Genomic DNA, 16,702 nt, shown 5'->3' with positions numbered 1-16,702 from the left:
ATATATCCTTTACGGTTGGATCAGGGTTAAATCAAAGGCGTTTACAAACTGCTGCGGGTGTTCTGCCTGTGGCGCGTAGGACAGATGCACGGTAGTCATCCAGCGTTCTTCATATTCACTCTCTTCGTTGGTGAGCGGCATGAAGCGGGCGGGATCGGCATACAGCGGCTGGCAGGATTTCAACTGTTCGCAGGCGTAGAAATCGCGCCACAGTAAAACGGTTTTCTGCGCCATCTGCCCCGCTTGTGTGCCATAGAAATCAAGCTGCATCTGTATTTCCGACTGGCGCGAGACGGCGGCGGTTTCATCCGCCACGGCGTAGGCATGTTCATTCGTGGCGGCGGCGGTTTCGTTCAGGATGTTCATCACCACGAACGGCGGCTTGGGCAACGGCACGTTGTTGCTGTAGCCGCGCACCACTTCGCATGAGAAAAGCCCGAGCAGCATTGCCCGGACTTCGGTGTAAATATCGTCTAATGTTGCCGCCATAACAGCACCTTGCACCAATCCGGCCAGCTTTCCACCACCTGTTTCACCAGCCATTCTGTCGTTTCGGTTTCGCCGTAGGCCGCGAACACCAGCTTATCCGCACCCTTGGCGCTTTGCCGCCGCAGGCCGTGGAATTGACCGGTTACATAGGCATACAACAGAGTTCCCTGCTGTGCCAAACCTTCAAACAAGGCTAAATCCTGCGTGCTGAGGGTTTGGGTCTGTACTGTTACAGGATGCTCGCTGTAGCCTGATTTACGTTTCCCTGTGGCATCGGTGGTGTAGCCGCCGTTGAGTTTCAATATGGCGGGCAGGTTCGGATTGACGGATGTAATCGCACCGTTGGCGATGGCTCTAAGATTCATCGGCTACCTCGTAATCAATACTGCGCCACAACGTCCCCGTATCAATCAACGGCTTGTCGAAGCCTTTTTTCTTCACGGTGGATGCTGCGTTGGCTGGTTCTTGAAAGCCTTGGATGGTCATCTTAATTTGCCCTTTCACGCCTTCGCCCATCAGTTCCAAAGTCTGCCGCACATCGCTGCCGTTGGTTTTCATCAACGCGGCGGCCTGTTTCGGCCATTCGTCCTTGTGCTCGGCAATGGTATTGCGGAAAAACGGGCGCGGGGGGATGGTTGCCGTGCCGTATTCGTTCCAGAAGGCGACTTGTGCCACGCTTTCGCCGTCAGAACCATCATATATTGCCTGCTCGACAATCCCAACCCGCACCTTGGCCGTTGTTGCCTGCGCGGCCAGTTCGGCCAGTGCACGTCTGAATTTATCGCCACCGCGCATGACAGCCTCCCGGCACATAGCGGAAGCGGCGGTATTTGGCGGTAAGCTGCCAGTAGGTCGCGCCGTAAGGCGTTTGCAGATACCAAGCGGCAGTACTGCCGACCGCGCCCATATCCGCGCTCACGGAGACGCTGCCCTCAGAAGCCGAAGCAATACGCCCCACCAAGCCGCCCTGCGCGGCACGTTCAGCCAAGGCAGCGAAGTGGCGAACCAGCAGGAACAGCAGCATTTCGCGCTCTTCCAGCTTTTTCACAATGCTATGGTCGGTGTTGTCCAGCAGGCTTTCGGCCTGCGTGAACCACATGGCGAACTGGGCATCGCCTGCCTGCACTTCGGGATAGGCCGCCTGAAAACGCGCTTTGTCAAAGACGACGGCGGGCATGGTTACTCTTCCTTGGCGGTGCTTACACCATTAGCCTTGTCATCGGGGTTAATGGCTTCCAGCTTGGTTTCGTTGTCAGCCTTTTCCCTGGCTTCGGCTTTGGTGTTTTTTGCCTCTTCATGGGCGAATACGAAGCCGTTTTTCACCATGTCGCGGTCTTGGTGCGCTTCTAACCAAGCATTGAACAGGTCGGCATCCACATCGTAAGTGATGCCGTGGCCGCCGATGATGTTTGAAGCGTTCGTGCCATTTAGTTCTACTGACTGACCGCCAACTTCGATAATCAGCCCGTTGGGCAGCTTGCAGCCAACGGTTACGGTTTTTTGTTTTGCCATTTGATTTTCCTTTGAAGTGAGAAAAGGCTACCTATTTTCAGGTAGCCTTGTTTTGCAGGCAGTTTAGCTTACGGTCATGGAAGCAATGCAGAACGGGCGGTAGATAATTGCGCCCCATGTGCCCTGCGATTTCTTCTGCTTGATGCTGGAGGCTTCCAAAACCATGTTGTGCGCGCGCAGTTTTTCGGTGAACCCGCATTCCAACGTGCGCTGGCCGTCCAATTCTTCCACAATCAACTGCACCATCTCGCCCGATGCGGCGGAGTATTCCGGCACGGTTTCGATGCGCAGATTGGGGAAGTTCTTTTTCAGCTGGTCAGTAACGTTTACGTTGTACTGGTTGGTTTTGGTCAGCTCCACGCTGGCGGTGGGGCTGCACACCAGCAAGAGCGGTGTGTTCATATCAATCAGCCCGCCGGTCTGCTGCAACAGTTTTTGGAACAGCTTGCGGATGGATTCGTATACCTGCTCGCCGGTGGCGGTTGCCCATGCTTGCGCGGCAGCGGTAGCGGCCGGCAGGCTCGGATCGTTTAGGATGCCGTAGTTCTGCAAACCTTTGATACCAAACAAATAGGATTTGTTCTGGAAGCGGTTGAGCGCGTTTACACTGGCCTGATTGACACGGTTCACATAGTCAATCTTGGCTTCGCCGGCGCGCGCCACTTCGCGTTCGCCCCAGCGGGTGAACACTTGGTAATGGTAGCTCTGACGTTGCGGGAAATTAACGTTGGCACCGCTTACGCCGTTGTTATTGTAGTCGCCGTAGCTGGAGACTTCGCCGGTAGGTTCTACCAGCATGAACATGGCAGTTTCGGTTGTCCAATCGCCTTTTTTCACTTCGCCGAAGATTTCGGCAGCCTTCATCGGCTGTAGGGCGACTTCAATCAGCTTCGGGTCTACATAGGTCAGCATCCATGCGGGGATGCCGCTGTTGCCGGTAGTGGTCAGCGCAGGCTGTGCGTCCATTGCCAAAGCTGCCTGAACCTGTTCGTTCATCGTTGACCTTACAAAAAATGCTGCCTAAAAACAGACAGCATTTGAAGTGATAAATTTACCGGTTAAAGCATAAACTCAGGGTCTGGGTTATCAATAATGGGATAGCGGTTATCGCAGAGAATAACTGGGTGATGGTACCTTAAATCATTTCTCCGACTTAGCTTAGTCACTACAACACCTTGCGTGATCGTATGTTCTTCATCCTGATTCACCCTCCAAAAAATATTATACCGGTAGCCCTGATTTATCATATTCATGTCCGACCAAAATCCACCTATGCCGATTGCGGCCCGCATTGAGCTGGTAATGCTTCGCGCAACCACATTTCGCTTCGGATTGCGAAACACTAACTCCGGCCGCCCTGTGCGGCCGAAACTGTACACATAGTCCTCCCCCTGTCGCTGCACGGTTAGCTGTTTGCCATTGGTGGTGGTGCAGGAAAAAATCGTTTTCACAGGGGGCTTCGCATAGGCCGAAGAATAGGTAAATGATGATAAAACAATAAGTAATAAAATTTTCATGGTTGAAGCCTCCTACCGGTTGCGGATAATTATGGATTCTACACTGGTAGGAGGCAATGACCAATATTTATGGTTTCATGAGTACTCCTTTACCATTCAGATAACCTTGGACTTTAGGCCAATATTTTTCTATGCCAATAGACCCACCATTGACTATGTTCCTTACCTCATCCCAGTTACCTTGTTGTGCAATCCTCCGAAGATTAGGCTTATAAATTGTCCAAAACCAAATAGCACTTTGCACAGCCAACTGGGGATCGGTAGCTACCAAATCAGGATTGCTCATGATATCTGGGCGACGCATATAGGTTGAAAATTTTTGATATGCATCCCGTCCAGTCATGTGTAAGCCACCTCTCCCACGGAATAGATAGCCATCACCCGGTTGAGTATTACCGTTTTTACCGGCATACATAATATTGAGCTTGTCTTTATTGGATAATTTGTCAAACTCTACTTGGGTATTGTTTTGATGTTGATTTAACCATTCCCTAATATTTTTTTGTTTATGAGATATTGCCCTCCATCCTTTCAGGCTATATTGAGGTGACTCAACCATATCGGTGCCTCCTCCAGTTTCGTGATCTGAGCTTGCCAAAAAAGCGGCCAATTCATTTTTATTTTTGGTTATTCCGGCATTTTCCAATGCAGGCCATAAAGCCGAAATATATTCGGTTTTTACATCTCTAATATAAAATGTTAGGCTCTTTGTATGACAAATAGATTGGGCAGTAACGGTAACCATCCCACTTAGGTTCTTGGTTTCAAAAACCATACCTAATCCATTTTTTCGAAGGTTGGTGATTGAACTACTGCCGTTAGTAATAATCCAGGTAACAGATTGGTTGGCTGAAATCTCTACTTTATCATTAGGGAGTATCTCAATAAAATTTGCATATTGGCTGCCAGTTGATACTATTAATTCCAACGGACGGTGCCGGAAGGCAACGTTGTAGGTATTCTCAATCAGATAGCTGTTATTTTCGGCTGCACATTCAACACGGTAAAGCTGCATTGCCGAATTGTAGGGAACATATGCTTTTTTCACTGGATCGTAAGCCCATGCTTTCAGCTTGGCAGCCGCGCAGGCCTCCTCTGCTGTGTTGTAACTGCCCGTGTAGGTAAAGTCGCCTGCAAATCTGCTGTAATGTCCAAGAGACCATTTTCCATTGTTGCAAGGTAATGTTGCCATAATAAAACTCCTAAAATAATAAGATAAAATCAATAAAAAATATTTGGTTGGTTAGAAGAACAATTAAGATTGAACTCGGTATCTAAATCATGACTGCCTCCTTGCTAAGTAGAATAGATATAAAATCAGCCGGGAATATTTCCGGCTACCATTTGCCCAATGGACAGGTTTGATCGGCCAATAGGGTTTTGGCACGGACAAAGCAGCCGCAGGCACTGCATCGGTCGAACAGGCCAACACCTTGAACAATGCTTTCGGGTGAGTTTTGCCGATGCCGCATCAACGCAGAGCAGGCAGCACAAGAGCTCAGTCTTTGGGCTGCGGTATCGCTGGAAACATGGCCGATTCCGGTAAGAGCCTTGGCTAATCCTGCCGCGCCTTGTGCAAGTTTGTGCCAATGGATGGGATGGGTTGTTTTTTCATTCATGTGTATTTGCTCCAATAAAAACCACCCAAACGGGCGGGACAAAGGGAAGGCTACCTGAGAATTTTCAGGTAGCCTTCCTCAAATACAGTATCGCTACCCGTTTTGCTGATGTTGGAACTGGCAACGTGCAGCCTGCCGTCTTGGTCGTAGGAGCGCAGGGAGCGGTCTTGGGCGAGTATGATTTTGTCTGTCATGAGTTGAATCCTTTAATCACGCTGCGGCTGGTGCAGCGGCAGTTCGGCTCTGTCCCCGGCTGCACCCATTTGCCGTCCAGATACATGCCTTTGCTCACGTCGAAGCGTTTGCCGTTGGCGGCAACATGGCTCGGGCGCGGCTCTTTGCCTGCGTGGGAGTGCATCCATATAGCCTCGGTAATGCCCAATTCCTGCCGCCGTGCCTTTTCGATGGCCGCCTTGGCTTTGTTGGTTTGGTCTCGCGCGATAAAGGCGGCGCGGCGTTCGCTGATGCCGTAGTCCTTTCGCAGTTCGCGGGTCAGTTGCGCCATGTCGTAGCCTGCATTCACGCTGCGCCACACGCTCTCTTCCACGCGGTTCAGGTATTGCTGGCCGATGGAGCGGATAAGTGAGACGTTACCGCCCAATACAGCCTGTAAAGCAGTTTGTTGCTGCACCGTGGAACGGAAACGGACGGCAAACCCCGTATCACGCAATACTGTCTGAAAAGCTCTCTCAGTGTGGCCTGCACTTTGATTGGTGAACTTCTCCGCTATTTGCGGTGCGAGCTTGTCCAGCCGTGCCAGCCAATAACGCAACAGGGCGGACAAAGCAGCCTGCAAGCCGCCCGTCAGGCTGTCTTGGGCAATGCCTTTCGGGTAGTGCCGTTCGAGTAAACCCTGCACGTCGGCACGCATTTCACGCAACAGCTTTTTCAGGCTTTTGCGGTAGGCAGCCTCTACACCCAGGTTGGGCTGTATCGGCTTCAGGATGATGTCTTGGTTGGATGGGGCGGACAGTTTCATGGCTTGCTTTCGGCGGGTAAAGAAATTAGAATACTAGTAAGCCCTTAATTTGAAGGCTGGGTTAAATGCTTGGTGTTCAAGCTATCCCAGATGTACCGGATTAAGGGTTTTTCATGCGTCCTTGATAATGAAATGGTCATAATGTTCATGGCCTGAATGCTTCTTCAAGGTAACAATCCCAATATTCAAACTCTCTCCATCCAAATCTACTACTGCCTTATATTTCTGTGCCGAAATAATGTGTGCACGTCCTTTGTAATCAGGCACGGCTTCGCCATCTTTCTTGGCATGAATGAGCAGTTCGTCCAGCTTTGCCATGATGGTTAATTCGGCGGCATTCGCGCCAGCTGTGGCATGTTTAATACCCTGCCAGGTAACCTGTATCTCATGGCCGCTATCCTGATTGGTGTAGCTTTTGCCGACAAAGTTGTCCCGTGCATACTGCATAGCGGCCTTGCGCAGGTCTTTTGTCTGCTCAAACGTGCCTAGCTCACTACCTTTAACAGCAATAGAGGGCTGTTTGGTTGAATGAGCCTCTTCAGGTAGCCTGTTGCTGCCTGCACCGAACTGCCCGTTCTCCGCCCTCGGATGCTTGGATTCGTCCCATTGGGCATCTTGGGCAGGCTTAGGCTTTGGGTCGGTGGATTCTCCGACATCTTCCTCCACGCCGTCATTCAGCCCGTCTGAAAAGCCGTCATCGGGCATTTCAGGCACATCTTCTACGTCGATGCCGTTGTAGCCGCTGTCCGGCTCACTCGCCAGCCGCCCGCGTACTTCCTCTGCCGACACTACCCCAGCCTGAATGTAGGCCACGTCGCGGTCGGTATCGGATTTGCGGATGGTGGAAAGCTCGGTTTCGCTCATCTGCTGTAAAGGCACGAAGTCAAATGTGATGTTGTCGTTCACTTTGCCGAACAGGTGCAGTTGCACCAGTTTTAGCAGCTTGTCCAACGGGTCGCGCAGCAGGTTTTCCTGCATGGCGCGGATGTGGTCGTAGTAAACGGCAATCTCGCCCTCTGTGCTGGCATTCAGGCCGCTGGGGGTGATACCGAGCAGCTTCACCAATGGAGTATGGCTAGGGGCGGCCATTTGCTCCTGCGATTGGGCAAGCAGCGCATCCAAGCCGGACAGCGGGGTGTTGAACTGGAAGAACTCTTCTTCGTCTTTGCTCAACAGCATCAGGCCGCGGTTGTCGCGCAAACGGTTGTACAGTTCGGCACGCAGCATGATGTTGGTGTCGCCGTCGTCGCTGCCGTTCAGTACCGCGCTCATGTCGGTTTTGATGCCGGACAAAGAGAAGCTGTGTAGCAGGTCACTGACAGAGTCCACGGTGCGCAGCCAGCGTTCCACATAAGGCATCATGAGTTGGGTCATACTCACACCGCCGAAGTTGTAGGCGGGCTTGAGCATATCCGGCACGGGGCGGGAAATCAGGGTGAACAGTCGGCTGGCATGGATTTCCTGCGCCATCACATACCATGCCTTCGGCTTGTAGAAGTCGGGCAATGTTGGATCAATGGCGTTGTACGGCGCGGGGGTCGTCCACATCGGCTCGATATTCACCAAGGCTTTCAGGCTGCTTTTGGCGATGGTTTTCTCGGTTAGGAGCAGCGGGTTGGCTAATTTGCCGTCGTGGTCTTTGATTTGCACCAGTATCTGCCCACGCCCGAACAGGCCGTCTGTTTCGATGGCCTTGCGGAACACATCGCGCGCATTCAGCCGTTCGTAGCATTCCTCAATCTGCTTGATGGCCTCGCTGTTGTCTTCTTCGCCCACGGATTTGATTTCTATCCATTGGCGGGTCATTTCGTTGGCGGTGGTTTCGCTCACGCTGCGGTATTCAGAAATCTGCGCCAGTTCGGCCAGCTTGGGATAGCCGATAAAGCCAGTGCCGAAAAAGCAATCAGCCCCAAAGTTTCCTAAGGGGCTGCTGTCCATGGCCATGCCGTTTGGCCTTACGCCGTCAGGCAGAGTGGGGAAATCCAAGCTGTATGAGACGGGCTGTTTTTCAGGTAGCCTTTGCAACGCGCGGCGCATGGCCTTGGCGTTTGGCTTATTCTTTTTCTTGCTCATAGTCCGCTCAATATCTTGGGGTTTATGTTCAGCCCGCCCTGCACGGGGGCAAAGGCCATTACCAGCGCATCCGCCCGGTTCGGGCTGGGGATGCCGCGCTTTTTCATGTCTTTCTTGCTCTCAGCCTTCACTCGCCCGTTTTGGTCGTAATCCACGCGTGGGCGGCTCAGTTCGGCGGTGAGGTATTCCAAATCATGCAGGCTGCTTGATAGGCTGATAAGCTGGTCTTCTGGGTAGCTGTCGCCATGGTGCACAGTTCGCCACGTCTTGTAGAAGCGGTCACGCACCATCCACCATGCCTGTGCCTTGATGTTGGCGAACATGTCACGATTTCTCTTATCATCAGTGTATTTCGCATCTGGCTTGTACACCGCCCCACCCGCGTTGAAGCCAAGCGTTTGCACCTTGCCGTTCTTGCGCCGGAACTGCGCCTTCACACCGGCACCCACGCCAATGTTGTCATACACAATGCGGTCGATATGTTGCTCTTGGGCGTACAAATAAACCTTGTCGGCGGAATAAATCACATCCTGCCCGCGCCATTGCTGCATATCGGTTACGACTGATCCGTGCCGCAATACGGTGGCGTTGGCATCATCGCCTTCATCGGCCACGTCAAAACCGAGGATGCGCCGGCCTGCGGCGGAGAAGCCCAGTTTTTCATGTGCATCAATAGCTGCTTCAATCCAACTTGGCTTGATAATCGCCAGTTCGCTGTCTGCCACCGGCTCGCCCAGCCAAATATGGCGGTATAGGTCTTCGTCCCGCTCTTTGCATTCAAGCATATCAGCCAATAGCGGCGTATCTTCAAAATACGGGTTAATGTCGTAGTTAGCCTTTAAGACAATGCTGTCTTTCGGCGGGTGGATGATGAACCGCTGATAGGTGTCGTCCAGAATGTTCTTCGGGTTGAAGCTCACCCAGATTTCCGCGTTCTTGTCGCCACGGATGGACGGTATCAGCACATCCCAAGAGTTCTTTGTTACTGCTTCGGCCTCTTCCACCCAGCACACGCCTATGCCCTGAATCGATTTGATTTTGGTAACGTTGTTCTTGATGCCGTAAAACACGAACTTTGCACCCGTGCCTTTGTGGGTGATGGCTGATTTCAGAATATCAAACTCATCCGTGTAGCCCAAGCGGTCAATGGTCTCAATCAGGAGTTGGTACACCGAGTCGTCCAGCGAACCTTGAAACTCACGGGCACACAGGATTACTGTACTGATACGGCGCGACACTTCCACCGCCAGTTCCGCCAGGAAATATGATTTCCCGCTACCGCGCCCACCGTACAGCACCTTGTAACGTGCCTTACGGATAAGCGGCTTGAAATACGGATTGGCCATAGGGCTACCTGAAAATGTCTTCCAGTGGGCGGGTCTCTACCTTCACGCGCATATCGGCATCCAGTTCCAGTTTCTCGCCATACTTCTTCGGCGCAAGCTTGGCGGCTTTCCACTTGCGAGCGTCGATTCGTAGTTTGGCTTTCGCCACTTCGCCAGTTTCGGGCGCGACAGAATCGGCAATATCGATAATCTCGTCAGCAAAACCGTCTGCCTGTTCCTCGCGCGCACGCGCGTATTGCTCCTGAAAATCTTGGTGTTCCGTCAGCCAGCGGTGTACCGTGCCTCCCGCTGGCATATCCGCAGATGCACAAATCGCCCGCAAGCTCATGCCCCGGGCGATTAGTTCGCAGATCTTATCTGCCGTTTCCTGACTGTATGTTGTTGGTCGCCCGACCGGGCGTTCTGCTTTTGCCATATCGAGCTGCCTGAAAATAACAAAGGCCGCCCGCAGACAGCCAAAAATAAAAGAGAAAATCGCCAATTCGCAACTTTCTTCGAAATATAGCAGTTTTATACCAAAAGTGTTTCATATTGTCAAGCGCAACACAAAAGCAGCCCGAAGGCTGCTGAAAAAGCCCGCACGGGGCGGGCTGAGGATTATGCCATAGCAAATTTAGCAATCAGGAGCTTAACCTCCCTGCTGGCATATCGCGATGTTGATGCGCCGGCAATGATACGGCTCAACAGCTCGGTGCTGCACGGCGGTTTCACGGAGAACACTCCTTCGTGTACACGTTTTTCTATATGTTCGACAGCATCAATCCTAGCATCACGGTAGCGGACATAACTGTCATGCTGGACAAACGGGTGTTCTCACGATTTGATGATACAGGCATTGTCATATGGGATATTTGCCCGGATAGAAGAAATGCCGACAGAAAGAACCTGTGGCTTACTCCCACGACTGGGTAAGATGCAAGGATTAACTAGAATGGTAAATAAGTGCTGGTAACTGCCCGGTCCGGATGGGATGAGCAAGCATTCTCCTTGTCCGCATTGCCACAATTGAGACATGCCGTCGTCCTTACTGGAAAGAACGATTGATGTAAGCCTGTTCTTCCAGCCTTTCTACAATCGCTACGGCTTGTTCGTCACTATAACCAAGCACAGACAACAGTTTTCTGATAGGAATAGGCCGGCTTGAGCCGTGGGGGTCTTCCCATTCCGGGCATAGCCCGTTGTGGGTCAGGTTACGCAATTCCCATGCAGAATAATGACCGTACTCTTCCCAAACCGATTCCAGCACTTCCAAATCAGCCTCAGACAATGCCAGTAAGTCTTGCTCAGGCGTCCGAATCATACTTGGGTCGCGCAAAGCAAGCATCCTGTCTTCGCAGTCGGTAACCCATGTTGCCCATCCGTTCGGGACAGACTCATGCCCGCCGTTAATGAAATCCAAAGTCATAGAGAGTACCGGGCCATGCGGCATTGAAACCAACGCATCTCCTGTCAGGCCTTCCCCGAAACGGGCAAAGGACTCACGCTCAGCCAAGTACATCAGCTTCACCAGCTTCAGCACCTCAAGCTTGCCGTTTGCCTTGTACAGCATAAAGGCGGCTGCTTGGGCAGCCTTCGGCTCTTGGAAAAGGGTGTCGTTATGCGGTTTCATACTTTTGATTATATGCGGGTGGCTGTGAAACAGGCAATTAATTCAGCATATTTCCGTACATTTTATATCTTTTCCGTATATTTCATCATATTTCATCATTTTTCAATCCAACATCCCTCCTGCCCTCAATTTGAACTAGTGCAATTTTTGCACTAGTTCGAACCCAACCCCGCGAACGAATCACAGGGCTTGGGCTACCTGAAAATCAGGCGTTCAATTGGTGGTAGCGGGCTTTCTCCGCGCTGTCGCCGTCCCGCATCAAATATTAAAAGCAGCCCGAAGGCTGCTGGTTCCGGCTAGTGCCGGGCCGACACTCGTTTTGCAGAAAAATCAAGTTGTTGATTTCATTTTATTTGCTTTGGCCAAGGTATAGGGCCGACGACATTTCAAATATGGCGAATTCGCCGTAATTAAAATTACGCTGTCACACGAGGGTTTCAACACACAGCCGCCATACAGACGGCCGGGTTGGAATCATACCACCGGCGCCAATCAGCGACTAACCTGATGCCTCAAGCAGGGAATCTGCTCGTCGATAAAGTTCATCTTGCTGTAAGTGATGCGGTGGCGGTAAATTTTCCCGTTGTGCACCGTTACATCAAAGCGCCCCTCGTCGTTCAAATCAAACGGCAGATTGGCCTGATGGCGGAACAATTTCGGTACGGTCTCCAGCTCCACTTCGTTAACCAACGAGCGGCCTTGCAAAACCAACGAATGCACATAAGCCACCGCAGAGGGCAACAACGGGGCGGCGATTTGGTCGATATGCGCCACGCCGAAGCGCTGATGCACCATGCGGTAGGCAGCCGAATAATCGATGCCGCAGCGGGCGACCAGCAGCCTGACCGCATCCACCAGGCCGCGCCGTTCGTCTATCGTGGGTTGGGCAGATGGCAGAGCTTCGGGAGCGTGCAGGCTGCCTGAAAGAATCTGCTCAATCTGTTCGTCGCACCATACGGCAAATTTCGGGTCGAGCCAGCGGGCGAAATCAACCGCCAGCTTCGGATGCAGCCAAGTACCTTGCTCCGTGCCGCCCTGTTTGATGATAACTATTTGATTATCTTCCGTTGCTCTTTTTGGAGTAACGCTTAATTTTTCAGCAAGTGCGGCGATATATTCTTGAGTTCTTTCAGATTTCAGATAGTTCCCAACTCTCCTATTAAAATGAGTAGCTACAACGGTTGCGTTAAGGTAGCCGTTGTCTTGGAAAGAGACGGGGAAATTACCGAAAGAGACGGTTTTGATATGAGACATGATTTACTCCTTGTATAAGTTTCAAACCCTTTCGAAGGGGTGGCGGGGTGTTCGAAACATGTACAAGTCATGCCGCCAGCCTTGCGAACTGGCGCACCCCGCCGTAGGAGTAAACTTTGTGATGGGTTCAAGGAGAGAGCAATGAAACCGATAGACACAAAAAATCCACTCTGTCGGGGCGGATGCCGCTTGTAGGTGTTTCGAGCACCTAGGCGGCATCATAAACAAAACCCCCTGCAAATGCAAGGGGCTATCAATTATTTAATAGGCTGTGCTTACTGACAGACTTGATTATACACGCCTTCCATCACGGTATCTGGTACAACGGGAGAGTATTGTGGATACTGAGCAGTATCATCCCAAACAACTCTGCCATCTAATAAGAAAACAGTATATATAATCGCCAACCGTTTATTCTGGCAATCTGCTGAAAACAGCATCTTACTTTCATCCAGTTGTTTACCATTGCCAATGTGTTGTCTTACCGGATAGATGGTTCTAATCCAAATTTGATTATTGGTAATCGTTTGGCTATCGTAGTATAAAATACCTCCAAGCCGAACACTCCTGCCCATCCGCACCCATCTCCCATCCACTACATCGCCGGCTTGATATAGGCATAAATTGGAATGCAACTTAATATTAAAACTGCAATAATCAACAACTTCCTCATCATTCTCTCCTAATATCCAACCTTTGCTTCAATATTTCTAACCCTAGTATCTAGGGAAAATACTTCACTTCCTAAAGAGTTTAATCTTCCCTTCAAGTTCTCACACTCTCTATAGCCATTACCATTCAAAAGAAGCTGGGAGGTTTTCAATTCTTGGATTTCCTGCTGTATTTCTACTACGCTTCCCTTGTTTCTCAACTCAAGTTCAAGCCGACTTACTCGGTTATGCAGGCGCAGCGAAACATACCACAACAACCCCACCATAATGCACAGCGCTACAATAATGCCGTTCTGTACAGTTAGAAACTTTTTCATACTTCTCTCCTACGGCCTATCAGGCGCAGAAATCCGTGCTACGCTGCACAGCACCGGTGTTTGATGATGTGCAGTAATGGAATGGAACAGTGTCTCACATTGCACCCGCGCCATCCTACCTTTGAATTGCCGATACTGCCGGAAATTCTCGGGAGAAGACATAGCCAACTGCATCATCCTCACGCCTGTTTCAGGGGTATCTATACCATCATCATCCCCAGGCTTCGGCACAACAGTTATCGGCTTATCCAACACAACAGCCATCCAACCGCCACGCATTGTCTGTAATTTCCCTGTAAATGCCACCCATTCCCCATACTTATACTCATAAGCCAAGGCAGGCAGGGATACACACAGCAACAATAAAGCAAACAGCCTTTTCATTCTCATCTCCTTCACACAATATCAAATACATTCAGTTTTACAATCTGCCCGTCTTTGATTGTGGCCTTAGCCTGTATGGTCACTGTTTCGCGGCTGGAGAAAGCAGAAATATACGGATTATCCTGCTCCTCCAACAACGGGTCGTTAATTACAGCCGGCACACGTTCGTTTTCGTCTTGGTGGGCAAAATTAACTTTTGCCGTCCCCTTCAGCCTGTCCAACTCACTGATTTGCACGGAGAAGCTTTGTATCCCCGTAATTTCATTCTCGTCTAGCCGATCAATCACCTCCTTATCTGCTTCATCTACCGATACATATTTACCATCCGAACCGCTTACGCTCACCCGCGAGCAGGAATAGCCAACAGGGGATACAGCCTGCCGCACGGATGGCCGTAAATCGCCGGCCATTTTATCGATTACTCCAATCAACCCATCTATGGTTTCGCGATCACGGTTGCCTAATTGGACAATCGCCTTATCCAAAGCATCTTTCAAAAGTTTCATTTCTTCACTCTTCTGTGAATTTTTCGCAAAAATATAAGGTATCAGTAGGCCTAACAGCGTTCCAAGTGAACCGGACAAAATCTGATTCTGTTTCACGAAATCCAAAACAGCGTACAAAGAAAAGCAATTTGCCCGGGCTTCTTTGGCACACACCCGCACCGTTTGAACATTACTCCGCTTACTGTACTGCTGAGTTACGGCGAAATGTGCCGCCGTAGAAATAATCTTTGAAAATCCTTGCAATGATTCGCCCAGCGCATCCAGTGCGATAACATGTCTCTCAGCATCCAATCCGTCATAACGGAGAGTTATTTCAAAATCAGTTATATCCATAATTAACAAACAAGTGGGGAAGAATGTAAGGATAGACAATCATACCCCAAGCCAACAAAAAAAGTCGTTACGTTATTGAGCTGGCTAAAGATAAGGATGACTTCAGCCGTATGCTGGATATTGTCCATCCCAAACTAAATAACACCATACCGCTTGATTTAGGCGAGTAAAAGCAGCCATCTACTCCATGAAAAGCCCCCTGCGAATGCAAGGGGCTTTGATTATTGGTTACTTCATCGTCATACTGACTTCTACATCCGTATCGGTAATAACGCAACGTGCGCGGTACTCTATTTCCATGCCAGCGTTATTTTTTGCAGTAAAGCCACGGGTAACAACAATATTCCCTGTCGCCCCGATAGATGTTCCTGTATCAAGAATATGCCCGCTAAACGTGGATGGGTTTGCTAATTGCCGCTTAATAGCAGCATCGCATAGGTTGATAGCAGCGGCTTCATCAACCTGCTTATCCTGCACAGCCGTAACAGATGCTTGACCTTTAATATCAGCCTCGGAAACATAGAAACGCTTGCCGTTGGCGCAATCGGCGAAGAATACAATCTGACTGCGCGGCTTACTCTTGCTGTCAGAAACCTCTACGATTTCCACCCTGTCGCAAGTGGATTCATTGGCCACAAGTAAAGCAGCCTGTGGCAGTAGTTCGTTGATTTTCGCAACGCCTGCCTTGCCCCAACGTTGGTAAAGTTTCGGGTAGTCTTTTTGCGTGTATTTGAAATCCAAAATACCAGCAGCAATTTTGGATTCTGGAGAGACAGTAGACGATTGACTGGCTTGACTGCCTCCACCAGACGAACCGCCGCCATCACAACCCCTGCCAAGTGAGAAAAACACACAGACGGCAAAAAGTATCCAAAGCACCTTTTTAACTGGGATTTTTTGTTTAGTTCCCACGCCGTTTTCAGGAGTATTTTGTCTGATTTTCACGCCTTTTTGTTGTTTAGTTCCCACACTAGCTAATGTTTGGCGCTGTATCCAGTTCTGTCTACGGACTTCCAAATCTTGCGGTTCGTCAAATAACGCGGTACGCAATGTTTTGATAAATGCTTCATTTTGCTCTATCAGCAACCGCCTACCATCAAACAGGTGGATTTCAATTACGCCGCCGCTTTCTTCGCTATATGATTCAATATCGATTAGATAAATCTTTGTTTTCCTGTTGAAAGCAATAAATGAGTCATTATAAGCAGCTGGAGCTTTCGGGAAGTCTCCTGCCAGCACTTTGATTAAACGCATCATCTTCTGGCTCTCTTGTGCAGTTGGGAATATTACTAAATCTTAACAAAACCATTACAACAGTTCAAACAACAGCTCGAAATCTTCTCCTGCCAGTTTGCGGATTTCCTCCAGCCAGCACATTAGCCCTTTATCTGTTTGGGTGTGAACTACTCGTTCGCCGTGGATAGCAAATGCCTGCTGTAGCCGCTCTTCATAGTCAGCTTGAGATTTTGCGCCCATGCCGAACGATACCTTAATCATCTTTTGCATGGCCTGCGGAACTTTGCCCCATGCTGTTAGTCCAAGCCAGAAGGCATCTTCGCCGTATGGATATACGGTTTTGCTCTCTTGCTGTTGTTGCGGCTTCGGCTCGCCTTGGTAGCGGTGTTCGATGCTCAAACAATGCGAGCGGGCGCGAACATCACGATAACGGCGCTCGAAGGCTTGGGCGTAATCAATCATCAGCTCTAAATTGTTCCTACTATTTCCTGTTCATCTGTTTGGATAGTAGTTTCTTGATACGGCGGCGTTTCATTACCCGGTACCAGCGGCTTGCCCGGATTTTTGCCTTGCGTTGCCGCTGGGCTTCCTCACTGCCGCCAACATGCGGCGCTCGCAAAATTCACTCACTCTCAAAGCCAGGGAGAATGCCCAACTCCCAAAACGCTCACGCATGGCCGGCCTCCGCTTCCACCATCTGTGCCGGCTTGGTAATGCCCTTTGGGGTCAGATACACTTGGGCGCGCAGCTGCTCCGTGCCGCTGCTGTCGGTGTAGCGGTGCTCGCTGTGGCGGATTAGGCCCTGCTGCACCTTGTCCTGATAGCCAATCCACGAGCCGCGCCCGTCGCGCTTGTAA

The 16,702-nt window shown here is 50.5% G+C and carries 23 protein-coding genes; all 23 read right to left on the bottom strand.

All coding sequences use genetic code 11. The features are described from left to right. Window positions 1–9: 9 nt before the first annotated feature. Window positions 10–489 (bottom strand): hypothetical protein, encoded by a 480-nt coding sequence (locus A7P97_RS00100; RefSeq protein ID WP_067529237.1) that lies wholly within the window; start codon window positions 487–489, stop codon window positions 10–12. Then, window positions 474–854, bottom strand: coding sequence for a hypothetical protein (locus tag A7P97_RS00095; RefSeq protein WP_067529235.1), 381 nt, complete (start codon window positions 852–854; stop codon window positions 474–476). Before A7P97_RS00095 ends, A7P97_RS00100 begins: the two co-directional genes overlap by 16 nt. Next, window positions 844–1,284 (bottom strand): hypothetical protein, encoded by a 441-nt coding sequence (locus A7P97_RS00090; protein WP_067529233.1) that lies wholly within the window; start codon window positions 1,282–1,284, stop codon window positions 844–846. Before A7P97_RS00090 ends, A7P97_RS00095 begins: the two co-directional genes overlap by 11 nt. After that, complete coding sequence (locus A7P97_RS00085) at window positions 1,268–1,666, bottom strand: DUF4054 domain-containing protein (protein ID WP_067529232.1); 399 nt, start codon at window positions 1,664–1,666, stop codon at window positions 1,268–1,270. Before A7P97_RS00085 ends, A7P97_RS00090 begins: the two co-directional genes overlap by 17 nt. 2 nt (window positions 1,667–1,668) lie before the next feature. Beyond that, entirely contained in the window at window positions 1,669–2,001 is a 333-nt protein-coding gene (locus A7P97_RS00080; protein WP_067529231.1) for a hypothetical protein, read from the bottom strand. Between the two features lie 63 nt (window positions 2,002–2,064). Further along, complete coding sequence (locus tag A7P97_RS00075; RefSeq protein WP_231865610.1) at window positions 2,065–2,997, bottom strand: major capsid family protein; 933 nt, start codon at window positions 2,995–2,997, stop codon at window positions 2,065–2,067. Window positions 2,998–3,059: 62 nt separating this feature from the next. Further along, window positions 3,060–3,518 (bottom strand): hypothetical protein, encoded by a 459-nt coding sequence (locus A7P97_RS00070; protein WP_067529230.1) that lies wholly within the window; start codon window positions 3,516–3,518, stop codon window positions 3,060–3,062. 67 nt (window positions 3,519–3,585) lie between these two features. Further along, complete coding sequence (locus A7P97_RS00065; protein WP_067529226.1) at window positions 3,586–4,710, bottom strand: glycoside hydrolase family 19 protein; 1,125 nt, start codon at window positions 4,708–4,710, stop codon at window positions 3,586–3,588. Window positions 4,711–4,855: 145 nt separating this feature from the next. Next, the gene (locus A7P97_RS09905) at window positions 4,856–5,137 is read right to left on the bottom strand and encodes a hypothetical protein (protein ID WP_156497455.1); all 282 of its coding nucleotides are present in this window, start codon (window positions 5,135–5,137) and stop codon (window positions 4,856–4,858) included. A 50-nt stretch (window positions 5,138–5,187) separates the two neighbouring features. Continuing rightward, a complete protein-coding gene (locus tag A7P97_RS09900; protein ID WP_156497454.1) occupies window positions 5,188–5,331 on the bottom strand; it encodes a hypothetical protein in 144 nt (47 codons plus the stop codon). Continuing rightward, on the bottom strand, window positions 5,328–6,116 hold the full coding sequence (locus A7P97_RS00060; protein ID WP_067529224.1) for a phage minor head protein: 789 nt from the start codon (window positions 6,114–6,116) through the stop codon (window positions 5,328–5,330). The genes A7P97_RS09900 and A7P97_RS00060 overlap by 4 nt, the downstream gene beginning before the upstream one ends. A 111-nt stretch (window positions 6,117–6,227) precedes the next feature. Beyond that, on the bottom strand, window positions 6,228–8,189 hold the full coding sequence (locus A7P97_RS00055) for an anti-CBASS protein Acb1 family protein (protein ID WP_067529222.1): 1,962 nt from the start codon (window positions 8,187–8,189) through the stop codon (window positions 6,228–6,230). Next, on the bottom strand, window positions 8,186–9,535 hold the full coding sequence (locus tag A7P97_RS00050; RefSeq protein ID WP_067529221.1) for a PBSX family phage terminase large subunit: 1,350 nt from the start codon (window positions 9,533–9,535) through the stop codon (window positions 8,186–8,188). The genes A7P97_RS00055 and A7P97_RS00050 overlap by 4 nt, the downstream gene beginning before the upstream one ends. A gap of 4 nt (window positions 9,536–9,539) precedes the next feature. Next, window positions 9,540–10,016 (bottom strand): hypothetical protein, encoded by a 477-nt coding sequence (locus A7P97_RS00045; protein WP_231865609.1) that lies wholly within the window; start codon window positions 10,014–10,016, stop codon window positions 9,540–9,542. A 543-nt stretch (window positions 10,017–10,559) separates the two neighbouring features. Further along, window positions 10,560–11,144: a Panacea domain-containing protein gene (locus A7P97_RS00040; RefSeq protein ID WP_082887546.1), complete on the bottom strand. Its 585-nt coding sequence runs from the start codon at window positions 11,142–11,144 to the stop codon at window positions 10,560–10,562. A gap of 492 nt (window positions 11,145–11,636) precedes the next feature. Continuing rightward, window positions 11,637–12,398, bottom strand: a complete 762-nt coding sequence (locus tag A7P97_RS00035) for a KilA-N domain-containing protein (protein ID WP_067529220.1) — start codon at window positions 12,396–12,398, stop codon at window positions 11,637–11,639. A 275-nt stretch (window positions 12,399–12,673) separates the two neighbouring features. Beyond that, entirely contained in the window at window positions 12,674–12,973 is a 300-nt protein-coding gene (locus A7P97_RS10950; protein WP_369799496.1) for a surface-adhesin E family protein, read from the bottom strand. Window positions 12,974–13,080: 107 nt separating this feature from the next. Further along, window positions 13,081–13,386, bottom strand: coding sequence for a hypothetical protein (locus tag A7P97_RS00030; protein WP_067529216.1), 306 nt, complete (start codon window positions 13,384–13,386; stop codon window positions 13,081–13,083). A gap of 9 nt (window positions 13,387–13,395) precedes the next feature. After that, entirely contained in the window at window positions 13,396–13,770 is a 375-nt protein-coding gene (locus tag A7P97_RS00025) for a DUF4431 domain-containing protein (RefSeq protein ID WP_067529213.1), read from the bottom strand. Window positions 13,771–13,781: 11 nt separating this feature from the next. Continuing rightward, window positions 13,782–14,609: a hypothetical protein gene (locus A7P97_RS00020; protein WP_067596285.1), complete on the bottom strand. Its 828-nt coding sequence runs from the start codon at window positions 14,607–14,609 to the stop codon at window positions 13,782–13,784. A gap of 228 nt (window positions 14,610–14,837) precedes the next feature. Beyond that, window positions 14,838–15,866, bottom strand: a complete 1,029-nt coding sequence (locus tag A7P97_RS00015; protein WP_067529160.1) for a hypothetical protein — start codon at window positions 15,864–15,866, stop codon at window positions 14,838–14,840. 51 nt (window positions 15,867–15,917) lie between these two features. Beyond that, on the bottom strand, window positions 15,918–16,307 hold the full coding sequence (locus A7P97_RS00010) for a hypothetical protein (protein WP_067529158.1): 390 nt from the start codon (window positions 16,305–16,307) through the stop codon (window positions 15,918–15,920). A gap of 205 nt (window positions 16,308–16,512) precedes the next feature. Continuing rightward, window positions 16,513–16,702 (bottom strand): phage antirepressor KilAC domain-containing protein (locus A7P97_RS00005; protein WP_197484493.1); only part of this gene is annotated, 190 nt, incomplete at its 5' end.

It is taken from the genome of Eikenella sp. NML070372, from assembly GCF_001648415.1.
Taxonomy (GTDB): Bacteria; Pseudomonadota; Gammaproteobacteria; order Burkholderiales; family Neisseriaceae; genus Eikenella; species Eikenella exigua.
The sequence above is the reverse complement of the archived record's forward strand: the minus strand, read 5'-3'. Positions and strand labels throughout refer to the sequence as shown.